The sequence below is a fragment of the Gynurincola endophyticus genome (genome assembly GCF_003991195.1).
In the GTDB taxonomy this organism is placed as follows: domain Bacteria; phylum Bacteroidota; class Bacteroidia; order Chitinophagales; family Chitinophagaceae; genus Gynurincola; species Gynurincola endophyticus.
Genome location: NZ_RCWL01000001.1, coordinates 726,357 through 739,316 on the forward strand (window position 1 = coordinate 726,357; position 12,960 = coordinate 739,316).

10 protein-coding genes and 1 tRNA gene are annotated in these 12,960 nt (G+C 37.6%); 5 read left to right on the forward strand and 6 right to left on the reverse strand.

The features are described from left to right. Positions 1 to 64: 64 nt before the first annotated feature. Complete coding sequence (locus D9O48_RS02960) at positions 65 to 493, reverse strand: DUF4293 domain-containing protein (protein WP_126970414.1); 429 nt, start codon at positions 491 to 493, stop codon at positions 65 to 67. Positions 494 to 643: 150 nt separating this feature from the next. On the opposite strand from D9O48_RS02960, the gene D9O48_RS02965 reads away from it, so the two are divergent. Next, positions 644 to 1,039: a hypothetical protein gene (locus tag D9O48_RS02965; protein WP_126970416.1), complete on the forward strand. Its 396-nt coding sequence runs from the start codon at positions 644 to 646 to the stop codon at positions 1,037 to 1,039. Between the two features lie 136 nt (positions 1,040 to 1,175). On the opposite strand, the gene D9O48_RS02970 is transcribed toward D9O48_RS02965, so the two are convergent. Then, a complete protein-coding gene (locus D9O48_RS02970) occupies positions 1,176 to 2,456 on the reverse strand; it encodes a serine hydroxymethyltransferase (protein ID WP_126970418.1) in 1,281 nt (426 codons plus the stop codon). Positions 2,457 to 2,596: 140 nt separating this feature from the next. Here D9O48_RS02970 and D9O48_RS02975 point away from each other — a divergent pair, with 140 nt between their 5' ends. Together D9O48_RS02975 and D9O48_RS02980 are read left to right on the forward strand one after the other, a co-directional pair. After that, complete coding sequence (locus D9O48_RS02975) at positions 2,597 to 3,595, forward strand: sugar phosphate nucleotidyltransferase (protein WP_126970855.1); 999 nt, start codon at positions 2,597 to 2,599, stop codon at positions 3,593 to 3,595. A gap of 94 nt (positions 3,596 to 3,689) precedes the next feature. Beyond that, entirely contained in the window at positions 3,690 to 4,070 is a 381-nt protein-coding gene (locus D9O48_RS02980; RefSeq protein WP_126970420.1) for a carboxypeptidase-like regulatory domain-containing protein, read from the forward strand. Positions 4,071 to 4,201: 131 nt separating this feature from the next. Here the strand turns inward: D9O48_RS02980 and D9O48_RS02985 are convergent, their stop codons facing one another. The 3 genes from D9O48_RS02985 to D9O48_RS02995 all read right to left on the reverse strand — a co-directional run bounded on the left by D9O48_RS02985 (position 4,202) and on the right by D9O48_RS02995 (position 8,508). Next, entirely contained in the window at positions 4,202 to 5,506 is a 1,305-nt protein-coding gene (locus D9O48_RS02985; RefSeq protein WP_126970422.1) for an ABC transporter permease, read from the reverse strand. A gap of 10 nt (positions 5,507 to 5,516) precedes the next feature. Next, positions 5,517 to 6,443, reverse strand: a complete 927-nt coding sequence (locus D9O48_RS02990; protein ID WP_126970424.1) for an ABC transporter ATP-binding protein — start codon at positions 6,441 to 6,443, stop codon at positions 5,517 to 5,519. Between the two features lie 499 nt (positions 6,444 to 6,942). Beyond that, positions 6,943 to 8,508: an NAD(P)/FAD-dependent oxidoreductase gene (locus D9O48_RS02995; protein ID WP_126970426.1), complete on the reverse strand. Its 1,566-nt coding sequence runs from the start codon at positions 8,506 to 8,508 to the stop codon at positions 6,943 to 6,945. A 763-nt stretch (positions 8,509 to 9,271) separates the two neighbouring features. Here D9O48_RS02995 and dnaA point away from each other — a divergent pair. Together dnaA and D9O48_RS03005 are read left to right on the forward strand one after the other, a co-directional pair. Next, the gene (gene dnaA / locus D9O48_RS03000) at positions 9,272 to 10,705 is read left to right on the forward strand and encodes a chromosomal replication initiator protein DnaA (protein WP_126970428.1); all 1,434 of its coding nucleotides are present in this window, start codon (positions 9,272 to 9,274) and stop codon (positions 10,703 to 10,705) included. A 276-nt stretch (positions 10,706 to 10,981) separates the two neighbouring features. Continuing rightward, positions 10,982 to 11,070: transfer RNA gene (locus D9O48_RS03005), tRNA-Ser, on the forward strand. A 549-nt stretch (positions 11,071 to 11,619) separates the two neighbouring features. Here D9O48_RS03005 and D9O48_RS03010 read toward each other — a convergent pair. Further along, on the reverse strand, positions 11,620 to 12,714 hold the full coding sequence (locus tag D9O48_RS03010; RefSeq protein ID WP_126970430.1) for a Fic family protein: 1,095 nt from the start codon (positions 12,712 to 12,714) through the stop codon (positions 11,620 to 11,622). Positions 12,715 to 12,960: the final 246 nt, after the last annotated feature.

Below are 12,960 nucleotides of genomic sequence, written 5' to 3' on the forward strand. Positions count from 1 at the left end.
TATTCGAAAATATTATTTAAACTAAAAGGCCCTCCAGCTATGCTGGAGGGCCTTTTAGTTTTTATTATCGTAAACGATCTAAGCTTTTGATTAGTTTTTCATCTCTGTTGATTCCTCTTAAAGCAAGAATCAAAAAGAAAATAGACACTACCGGAAATACCAATGCCAGAATGAAAAGGCTGGATTCTCCTTCTACATATTGCTGAGTTTGTTTGTAAAATAGAATTACGGCAAGAATTGATACTACCAGATTCAGCAATACCAGTTTGATTTGTAGTTTTCTGGTTTTATAAACAAAAATAATATACAGAGATAATAATGCACTTACCGCAACTACAATAGCCAATAAGATCGAAGAACCGGCAGTTAATTTTTCAAATTGAGCTGGTTGTCCGGTTTTTACTATGTTGCCGCTGAATAAAGCGATTTTAAAAGTCGCTGCCATCAATAAGCCGGCAATTAATAACCATAAACTTTGTATACGTTGTAGCATAATTTATATTTCTCTTTAACGAATAAAATAGTAGCTGCAAATTATCAAAAAAAGTATTAAATGCAGCATTTAATGTGAAAGGATTACCAAAGAAATCTTACGTAAAACCCAGGCATTATTTTGGTATTGGAACATTCAAAGTGAACATTTATGAGAAAAATATTGGTGGCTGTTACCGCGATGGTCGTTTTCGTTGCCTGTACTAAAAGTGACGATAAGTATTATCGCTTTGAAGACGCCGTTGGTGTGTGGCAGGGAAAATACTCCAATTCAGTAGGTGCCAATCCTACACAAGACTGGTTGATGGTGCTGAAGTCGGATAGTACGATGCTCATCTATAACGCCATTACAGATACGGCGAATGCATCCCGGAAAGGCCGTGGGCGTTTTTCAACCTATGATAATAGTGTGGTGATTGTGTTTCAGTGGGGAAATGACGGAGGTTATTTTGCAAATGGTGAGATAACGCCCAGTAAAGACCGTATTACAGGGGTTTGGGGAGTCGGTAACCAGAATAGAGGTGATTTTGTAATAGACAAACGATAAGAATATTTAACCATTAAGGAATTAAGAGAAGCAACAAGTTGCTTCGGGGAATAAGCCAGTGAGGGGTGGATGACACATCCACCCCTCACTGAAAAGAACTTAATTCCTTAATGGTTAATGTATTTCCTGATGAATTTTAACCTAATTCAGGATACAAAGGAAACTGTTTCATGAAAGTTTTTACTTCTTCTTTTACTGAAGCAATAACGTTTTCATCATCAATATTCATCAATACTTTGTCTATTAAAGTAACGATTGTTTCCATGTGCTCTTCTTTCATTAAACGGCTGGTGATGGCTGCAACACCTACACGAATGCCGCTGGTAACGAAAGGACTCTTATCGTCGAAAGGAACAGCGTTTTTATTGAGTGTGATATGTGCTTTGTCTAATGTTTCCTGTGCTTTTTTACCGGTAATATTTTTATTACGAAGGTCAATAAGCATCAGGTGGTTATCGGTACCGCCACTGATCAGGTCATATCCTTTACTAACAAAAGATTTTGCCATTGCCTGTGCATTTGCAACAACCTGTTTTGCATAAGCAGTATATTCGTCGCTTAAAATTTCTCCGAAAGCAACTGCTTTAGCAGCGATTACATGCTCTAAAGGACCACCTTGCATACCCGGGAAAACTGCCAGGTCCAGTAATGCACTCATCATTCGTACATTACCTTTCGGATCTTTCAGACCCCACGGGTTTTCGAAATCGTGACGTATCATAATCACACCACCACGAGGTCCTCTTAAAGTTTTATGAGTGGTAGAAGTTACTATATGGCAATGATCGAAAGGATCATTTAATAAACCTTTTGCAATTAAACCGGCAGGGTGTGCAATATCTGCTAAAACCAATGCACCGATTTCATCGGCCACTTTGCGGATTCTGGCATAATCCCAGTCTCTGCTATAGGCAGATGCACCACAAATAATCATTGCAGGTTTTTCTGCTCTGGCCACAGCTTCTAAATGGTCATAATCTACCAGGCCGTCTTCTTTTTTTACACCGTAAAATAAAGCCTGATAAGTTTTACCACTGAAGTTAGCAGGGCTACCGTGTGTTAAGTGACCACCCATGCTTAAATCTAAGCCCAGGATTTTATCACCGGGTTTCAGACACGCTAGAAAAACGGCAGTATTTGCCTGTGCTCCACTATGCGGCTGAACGTTTGCCCAGCTCAGGTTGAAGATTTCTTTCAAACGGTTGATGGCTAAAGTCTCAATTTCATCTACCACCTCACAACCGCCATAATATCTTTTACCAGGATAGCCTTCTGCATATTTGTTTGTAGCTACTGAGCCCATCGCTTGCATCACCTGCAAGGAGGTAAAATTTTCAGAGGCAATCAACTCGATACCGTCGCGTTGACGTTTTAGTTCGCTCTGAAGTAAGTCGAAAATTTGAGTGTCCTTTTGCATGCCGCAAAATTAATTGAATCGGTTGAATTAACAGAAATAATATCCCCGGGAATCTTAATATTTCATCAACTTCCCGCGGAAAGAGGCGGTATGGTGAGAATTTTGTATTTTCACTCCACAAAAGCAAGCAGATTTTTTTGATGAAAGCAATAATTCCTGTGGCCGGGGCAGGTACCAAACTCCGACCACACACTTACACACAACCCAAAGCACTCATTCCACTGGCTGGCAGAACGATTTTGAGTATTATCGTGGATCAGTTAAGAGATGCCGGCGTAAATGAGTTCATTTTTATTGTGGGCTATCTCGGAGAAAAAATCCAGGATTATGTTAAAGAAACTTATCCTGACATTACCGCTCACTTTGTTTACCAGCAAGAGCGTCATGGGGTAGGTCATGCCATTCAGCTAACGGAGGAAATCGTACAAAATGATGAAGTATATATCGTTCTGGGTGATACGATCTGTGAGTATGATGTAAAGGCAGTACTTGAATTTCCGGGTTCTGTTCTTTGCGTGAAACGGGTTGATGACCCCCGCAACTTTGGAGTGGCCGAAATGGATGAAGACCATTCAATTGCCAAAGTGGTTGAAAAACCGCAGATTCCTAAGTCGAATATGGCACTCGTAGGTATCTACAAAATCAAAGAAACTCATTGGTTATTTGATTGTTTGAGAAACAACTATACCAACAATGTTACATCAAGGGGTGAATTCAGCATTACCGATGCCATTGACTGCATGATTCAGAAAGGTGCTAAATTTCACGCCTTTAAAGTGCAGAACTGGTTTGATTGCGGACGAAAAGAAACCCTGCTGGCTTCTAATGCCACTTTATTAAAGAAATTCGGCGGAAAAGTATCTGAAGACCATGACTTTGAGAATACCATCATCGTTCCGCCCGTGAGTATTGCCAAAGGCTGTGTTATTAAGAATTCAATTATCGGTCCTAATGTGGCAATAGGAGAAAAAACGAATATAAAGTATTCAATTATAAAGAACTCGATTATCAGTTCATTTGCTACCTTATATGATATAGTGCTGGATTCATCTCTGATCGGAAGTGATACGGCGGTAAGGGGCGAAAGTCGAAGTCTGAACATTGGTGATAACACTGAGATTAATTTAGGGGAGTCATGATAGGAATAAATGTGAGGAGTGGTGTTAATTAAATCTAAAAGGCTTGCCTATCATCAAGGAATGATTAAATTTGTGTAAAGTAAACGTAATTTCCATGAGCCAATTACGCGCCTTATTCCTGGCCTTGGTTGCCACCCCTGTTTATCTGTTTGCCGCAGATAATAACGGAACGCCTGATGGAAATCGGGCAGATAAACCTACAGAAGCAATCATTTTAGATGCCAAAACCAAGTTACCCCTGGCCGGTGTAACGGTTTTGATAAAAAACCTGAATGATAACTCGGTAGTAAGGGTTACAACAGATGAACAAGGCAAAGTGGTGCTTTCAAACATGGAAGTTGCAGAAGTGCAAATTGTAGTAGAAAAAAACGGATACAAAAAATTAGAAGCGAAAGCAAAAGCTAAATCAGGTCAACTGATTTACAACCTCACCAAACAAGACGAATTTATACATCCTTTTATAAGATTCAGATAGCCCCTCAACCTTGTTGAGGGCTTTTTTTTACTGCCTGTAATTTAAAGTGCAGTACCCTGTACGCCATCGGCATGTGCAAATAAAAAACTCTCTCCTTTATCGGGAGAGAGTTTTTTTATAATGTTTGCTTTTTAGATGTTCTTTTGAAAGCCCCATTTGATGAGTTCTTTCCAGGTTATTTTTTTACCATACATCAGAATACCTACTCTGTAAATTCGTCCGGATAACCAGGTGGTAAACAGGAAGCCTAAAATAAGGAAGAGTAAGCTTAAACCAAGTTCCCAATAAGTTACGCCCATCGGAACGCCGTGTGCAAGGCGGCCCATCATTACAATTGGTGAAGTTAAAGGGAATAAACTACCGAAAACCGAAATAGTGCTGTAAGGATCGGATACGGCTTTATTCAGAATAATAATACCGAATATAATTGGAAGTGTAATCGGCATCATTAAAGATTGAGCATCTTGTGGATCTTCGTTAACTGCACAGCCTACTGCTGCGAATAACGATGAATAAAGCAGATATCCTCCCAGGAAGTAAAATAAGAAACAAACTGCCAGTAATGGAACGTTTACCGATTCAAATGATTTCATAAAACTGGTAATAGCTGTTTCTTTTACTTCAGCGCTTACCGAACTTAATTGCTCTACCTGATCTGCTCCGATCGTCATGTTGAATACAGTAGATAAAGTAATAATCAAAATCGCCCAAATCAGAAACTGTACAACACCTACGGCTCCGATACCGATAATTTTGCCCATCAACAGCTGGAACGGACGTACTGAGCTAACGATTACTTCAGCAATTCTGCTCACTTTTTCTTCCATTACACCTCTCATTACCATTGATCCGTAGATAAAGAGAATGAAATAGATGAATAGCCCCATTCCGTACCCTAAGCCATAACTCAGGCCTGAGTTAATTTTACCCGATTGTTTTGGATCGTCGGATACTGTAACCCAATCAAATTTAGTTTTTGATTTAATCTGATTGTATAAAGTAGTATCAATATTTAATTGTGCTAACTTCTTCTGTTCTGTAAGCTGATTAAATTTACGCTGAATACTTTCTTGTGTAGAAAAAGAAACTGCTTTTCTTGACTTTACGGTAATTGCCTGTTTACTTAACGGATCATAGTTCTCAGGAATGAAAATATAACCGTCAATTTTTTTATCAGTCAATTGTTGATTTACTTCATTTTCGGGTTGATTGCTATAAGTAAAAGTAGCATCATTGATATTTGTGGTGTCATCGATGAATTTACCCGGATCGGCAATGATCACCTTGAAAGAGTCGTTACCGCTTACACTGAAATAGATACCTGCAGCGTATAAGCCTATAATAAGAAGAGGTAAAAGTATAGTGGTTAATAAGAAGGTTTTTTTCTGAACCCTGCTTAAAAATTCTCTTTTGGCTACTATTAAAGTTTTATTCATAAAAAGGGAATTAGTCGTTTACTGTTTGAAATTGACGTGCACTCGGAGTGGCTTCTACCAATGAAATAAAGATTTCATTTAAGCTTGGTAATACTTCACTAAAATGAATGATTCTGTTTCCAGACTGCATTACTGATTGTAATACATCATTTGGCTGAGCTCCTTCTTTTAACTGAATCAGGGCACTGTCTTGTTTTTGTTGAACGATTTCATACAGGTGTGAACTGTTCAGGTTCAGTTCTCCATCTGTAGCGATATTGAAGCGGTGTTGCTTGAACTGTTGTTTTACATTCGACACAGTACCGTCTAATATCTTTTTTCCCTTATTTACTAATATGATCTGATCGCAGATTTCTTCAACCTGCTCCATGCGGTGCGTACTGAAGATGATGGTAGCACCCTCTTTTGACAAACGGTATATTTCATCTTTAATGAGATTGGCATTTACCGGGTCTAATCCACTAAAAGGTTCGTCGAGAATGATGAGTTTAGGCTCGTGCAAAACTGTGGTAACAAACTGAAGTTTTTGTCCCATCCCTTTAGAAAGGTCTTCTACTTTTTTATTCCACCACGATTCCATTTCAAGGCGTTCGAACCAGGTTTTTACATTTTTGTAGGCAACGGCTTTATCTAAACCTTTTAATTGTGCCAGATACATTGCCTGTTCGCCGATTTTCATTTTTTTGTAAAGCCCTCTTTCTTCAGGCATATACCCGATTTGTAAAACATCACCAATGGCATTAAAAGGTTGCCCGTTGAGTGATATTTGTCCTTCATCAGGAAATATAATACCGGTAATCATTCTGATAAGCGTAGTTTTACCGGCACCGTTGGGGCCAAGTAAACCAAATATACTGCCCGGTTGAATCTCAAAGCTGATATCATCTACAGCTTTCTGGGTAGAGTAATATTTTTTTAAGTTTTGTACTTTCAGCATAGTTATAGTTTGGTTATTGTTACATTATTAGTGTCGCAAATGCCAAGAAAGTTACAAGAAAAGGATAGAAAATTTTAGTATTAGCCGATCAATAACACTAATTTGTTGAATAATGGCGGTTTTTGGGTGGTAAAAGGGAGGCGTGTTTAATGAAGAATGAAGAGTTAAGAGTGAAACCGGACTTTGATGCTTATTTTTAATAGCAGACAGAATTATCACTGATTTAATTCTTCAGGTGATTACGTATAAAACGGTTGATATGCCGGCTGAATCAGAAGGTCGTTGGTTGAAACTGTTTCATTTTTGAATAGTTTTTACCGGAAAATCGTTTACAATTTTCTGGTTTTTTATTGAGAATGGTGTAATAAAATACTATATTTTACTCTTGGTTATAAAAAGAGTAAAAAACGCTGTTGATCAAAACGGGTTCACCCGAAGGAAATGGGTGTTTTAATATAATTGCATACCACTTTGCATCCTGTATTTTTAACTCTTCATTCTACATTCTTAATTTCTCTAAGATGGTTTGTGCTACTCTTTCTCCGTCCATTGCAGCGCTAACAATTCCTCCGGCATAACCGGCACCTTCACCACATGGGTAGAGTTGTTGTATTTGCGGGTGTTCTAATGAAACAGGGTCGCGAGGAATACGAACCGGTGAAGAGGTTCTGGATTCTGTAGCTACCAATACCGCTTCATTGGTATAATAACCTTTCATTTTTTTACCGAATTCAATAAATGCTCCTTTTAAAGCTTTGCTGACAAAAGAGGGAAGTACCTGTTGAAGGTCTACGCTGTTTAATCCGGGTACATACGAGCAATCGGGTAGGGAAGAAGAAACTTTATTATTGACAAAATCAACCATTCTTTGTGCGGGTGCTACAAACTGGCCACCGCCTGCCTGATAAGCTTTTTGTTCAACATTGCGTTGAAACTCCATTGCTGCTAATGCCTGATGTTTAGGAATCAGTGATTGATAGTTGTCGGGTTCAACGGTTACTACCATGCCTGAATTTGCGTGCGGGTTATTGCGTTTTGAAGGTGACCATCCGTTTACGACCAGTTCACCGGGTGAGGTAGCGGCAGGTGCTATAATTCCACCGGGGCACATACAGAAAGAGAATACTCCTTTTTCCTGTACCTGTTGCACGAGGCTATAGGAGGCAGGAGGTAGAAATTCGTTTCTTACAGGACAGTGGTACTGAATCTGATCAATTAAAATTTGCGGATGTTCTATTCTTACACCCAGCGCAAAAGGTTTTGCTTCTATGAGTATATTTTTGTTTTGAAGTAATTCGAAAATATCTCTGGCAGAATGTCCTGTTGCCAAAATGACCGCATCCGCTCTGAAAGTATCGTTATCGGCTGTAACCACCCCTTTTAGTATGTTATTATTAATAATGAAGTCAATTACTTTCTTTTCGAATAAAAAGCGGCCTCCTGCGCCTGTAATGGCTTCACGCATAGCCGTCATGATATGTGGCAGTTTATTAGTTCCTACGTGTGGATGTGATTCGTAGAGAATTTTATCCTCAGCTCCAAACTGTACTAATATATTAAGGATGCGATTAATGTCCCCTCTTTTATTACTTCTGGTATATAATTTACCGTCAGAATAGGTTCCCGCTCCACCTTCTCCGAAACAGTAGTTGCTTTCGGGGTTAACGATACCCTGTTTATTGAGTGCGGCAAGGTCTCTTCTTCTGGCTCTTACATCTTTACCCCGTTCAAGTATAATTGGCTGAACGCCGTTTTCAATCAGTTTGAGCGCTGCATACAAACCTGCGGGCCCTGCCCCGATGATGATAACACTATGTGGTGATTGGTGAACGTCTTTAAGTTGTATGGCAGAAACGGGTCTTTCTATAACCGGTTCATCTATGAAGGCACGGATACTAAGCTGCACCCATGGCTGCTTTGAGCGGGCATCGATTGAACGTTTGGTAATATAAAAACCATTAATATTTTTTACAGGCTTACCGATAGTGCCTGCTATTGCTTTATGAACAGCTTTGTTGTCGGCAGCTTCTGCCGGTGTAAGCTTGAGTAGAATGTCTTTTTGCATGATGTTAGGTAGTTGTCCTAAAAATCCCAATAGTTAGAAAGTGTAAAAATACTATAATGTTTTTGAAAAGAAATCGGTCATATTGGCTTGAATCAATTTGTTGAATAATTACTTAATAATTTGTCATGACAAATAAACACTCAAGCGTAAAATCGATAAATTAAGTGAGTTAGGAAAAATAAAAAAAAAAGGTTCTTAACCTTGGAGGTTAAATATAAATTTTTGTATCTTCAGATTCTGTACAACACAGAAACTGTACAAATAACCCTGAAGAAAGCAAGCGTAGATCCATAGCGTAGTACAACGACTTTCTTCTCCCTAAAGAATTCAATATTACATTTCGAAAGCTGTTTATAGCCTACCAACAAAATATTTTTTTTGTTGCAGAATTGTTATGCAAGAATTGCCCGTTTAGAAAAACAAAATGATTTTTCATTTGTTGTGAATAATGTTAATAACTTTTGTGATAATGATGTAGTTAAGCATCTATTAAGTTTTAAATATTTATTGCACACAAAATCAATTGAACTAAGCACAGTAAGGCGTTTGGTGAAATTTGAAAAAAGAATCAATAAATTTTTTCTGTTTCAATACTATGCTTATTGGTAAAAAAAGCAGGGAATAAAAAATTTTTTTTTCAACAAAAAAATTTGATATTCGCCCCCCTGTATGAATAAATGGTGTATAAAATATTCCATCTATAAGATACAGGCTTGCGGAAAGAAATGATTCTCTTAACTCAACAAAAATTGTTAGTTGAATAATGGCAAACTCTGCAGAAAATGTTTGGTCAAAATGTTTAGGTATAATCAAGGATATTGTTGAGTGGCAACATTTCAAGACCTGGTTTGAACCTATTAAGCCTGTGGAGCTAAATACAAATGTGTTGGTAATTCAAGTGCCGTCTCAATTCTTTTATGAGTACTTAGAAGAGCATTACATTAATTTGTTAGCAAAAACGTTACGCAGAATTTTAGGTAAAGAGGCCAGATTGGAATACAGAATCATGGTGGATAGTGGTAATCACAATAATAAACCGCTCACTATGGATGTTCCTGCACATGGTTATAAAACATATGCTAATAACGAAATGGATTTTCCATTAGTTATTCATAATCCTGTAAAGAATCCTTTTGTTATTCCGGGATTAAAGAAAATGCATATTGATTCGCAATTAAACCCCATCTACACATTCGATAGTTTTGTGGAAGGAGATTCTAATCGCGTAGCCAGAAGAGCCGGTAAAACGGTTGCGGAGAAACCCGGAGCCAGTTCGTTTAATCCACTTGTGATTTATGGAAGTGTTGGTCTTGGTAAAACCCACCTGGCACAAGCCATTGGTAACGAAACTAAACGTGTGCAACCGAATAAGGTTGTATTATATGTAAGTTCAGAAAAATTTATTAATCAGTTTCAGGATCATAGCAGAAACAATGCAATCAACGATTTCATTCACTTCTATCAGTTAGTGGATGTATTAATTATCGATGATGTGCAGTTTTTTAATCGTGCAGAAAAATCACAGGATGCTTTCTTCGCTATTTTTAACCACCTGCACCAAAGCGGTAAGCAGCTGATCTTAACTTCTGATAAATCTCCGAAAGACCTCGAAGGTGTTCAGGAAAGATTGTTGAGCCGTTTCCGTTGGGGGTTAAGTGCAGATCTGCAGGTTCCTGACTATGAAACAAGAATTGAGATATTAGAACGCAAAATGAAAAACGACGGCCTGGAAATGCCCAAAGAAGTCGTAAAATACCTTGCTTATAATATCAGCAGTAATGTACGTGAACTGGAAGGTGCCCTGATTTCTTTATTGGCACAATCTTCATTAAACAAACGTGAAATAGACCTGGAACTCGCAAAACGTGTGCTGAGAAATTTTGTAAAAACATCCAGCAAAGAAATCACTATTGAAACCATTCAGAAAATGGTCTGTGAGTTCTTTGATGTACCTTACGATAAATTGTTACAGAAAACGCGTAAACGTGAAATCGTACAGGCCCGTCAGATCACTATGTACCTGGCAAAAGCATTTACCAAAAATTCATTGAAAACCATCGGTGAGCATTTCGGAGGCCGCGATCACACTACCGTGATCCACTCCTGTCAAACCGTAAAGGATTTAATGGATACCGATAGCACTTTCAGAGAAAGTGTGATGGAACTACAACAAAAAGTTCAACTGGCTGCTATGTAAAAGCTGCCGGCTGTAAAAATATTAAAAGAGGTTGTTTAACAACCTCTTTTTTTTATTGATCAAATTGCTATCAGGCTATAGCCGTTTTGCGGTTGTTCGTCTGCCCCTCTTTCATAAAAAGAAACCGTTCAAATACAAGCTGTACCTCACTTTGACGGGTTTTGTGCTAAATAACTGAACTACTTGTAATTAGAGAATAAAAATTTTAGAAAAATCTGACTCTAAAAATTGGTAAATATAATAAACCGTATTATTTTTGCCCTCCATTCGACAACAGGTGAGGTGCCTGAGTGGCCGAAAGGAACGGTTTGCTAAACCGTCGTACGGGTTAAACTGTACCGAGGGTTCGAATCCCTCCCTCACCGCAAGTTTAAATGGGAATAATTAAGTATTATTAGGCTTGATTATTCCCATTTTCTCTGATTATAATCAAATTTAATAACTTACCTGTAGTTGATTTATAAAGGCCTTTATCTAACTAATTTAGATTTCTTTGCTATAAGTATGCAAAGGGAGATTCTCTGAGGTTCTAATTCTGTTTATTTCGTAATTGTACATAATTAGTAGTTAGCTCAATAGCCCCAACTGTTGCAAGCCCTAAAGCTTGGATAGATGCTGATACATTAAAAGCTTCAAACTTTTCGTTGGCGGCAACAGCTTCGGCTAGCCAGGATGCAGGAGATTTTAAACTAATCTTGATTTTAATGACGTGAAAAAAGATTCTAGGATCGAATCTTTCAATACTGCAGTTAAATCTTTTATTCTAACTTCAATGTTATCGTTAAAGGAGGCTACTAACTCTTTTAGTTCAGATTGAGACTTTGATTTTGATACTTTTGATTGAAAATCCATCAAAAATTCTCGAAAATGAATTAAATTATCTTTTGAAACACCTTTTGAAAAATATTATTTTTTTAGTTACCACCGGCACGTTTAAGGATGTTCAATAATTTATAATTTAAATACAGCTTTTCTTTTCCAACTTGCTCACTTTTCAAGAAACCTTCATTTTCCAATGCCTTTAGATAACCACCAACAGTTTTTAGATTTCCTAGTCCTGCTAATTCTAATTGTGATCGTTTAGTATATGGTAATTTGAAAAGTACTTCGACAAGATCTTTGGAATATAATCTCGGCAACTTTTGCTGAATTTCAGCACTCATTTGCTCCATCAATTTTTCAACTTCAATAATCTGATGACGACCTTTTAATGATGTTTGCTCAACCATATCGAGCATATATAAAATCCAGCTGCTCCAGTCTTCCTCTTCTGTTACTCTTCTTAAGGCTACATAATATTCATGCTTATGCCGAATAATATAATCACTTAAATACAACGCCGGCAAATCCAATAAACCTGTCAATTGCAGGTATAGCAATATGATAATTCTTCCTGTACGGCCATTACCATCAAAAAATGGGTGTATAGCTTCAAACTGATAATGAATAACGGCCATTTTTACCAGTGGATCTATTCCATCTTCAGCATGGATGAAATCTTCAAGGTTTTTCAATTTTTCTTTAATCACAGATTCTCCTTCAGGTGGCGTGTAAATGACTTTCTCTGTTGATGGATTTTTCAACTGTGTTCCAGGTACATTGCGAATGCCAGAATTATTCTTCTTTATAATCTGCATTATCGAAATAAAGAGATTAGTTGTCAGATCAGGTTTTTTTTGAACCTGTCTGATCCCATGCCAAAGTGCATCTTTATAATGCATCACTTCCTTAGTGGCAGAAGAATTATTGCCTTGTTCATTCATCGAAGCTCTGAACAATTCATCCTGAGTCGTAATAATATTCTCAATGGCAGAACTTGCCTGAGCTTCTTGTAAATTAATAGTATCAATAAATAGTGTAGGATTAGGCAGGTTGGTTATTGCTCCTTTAAGCTCTGATAAAGCACGGCTGGCACTAATAGTCTTTTTAAGAATAGTAATATCTTCTATGTCTTTCTTTGGTGGTAATAACGGCAGATCATTATATGGAATGGTTGGATTGTATGACATTTTTTAAATTTTAAAGCGTGGGCAAGAATTGCCTTCCATGAGAAGACCAGGGTAAATATACAGAAATTTCGCCCTCGTTCGGCGAACAAGGGTAATTTTTACCCTCGTTCAGAATTAGTTTATAATAAAAGCCAACCAATACAGTACAACTACAAATATCAGTTTCATAAATTAAATTGTACTAAAGAACATGAATAAATATAGATTAATCCTACAAAAACAGGTTAGAAAGTGGTACCTTGTAGC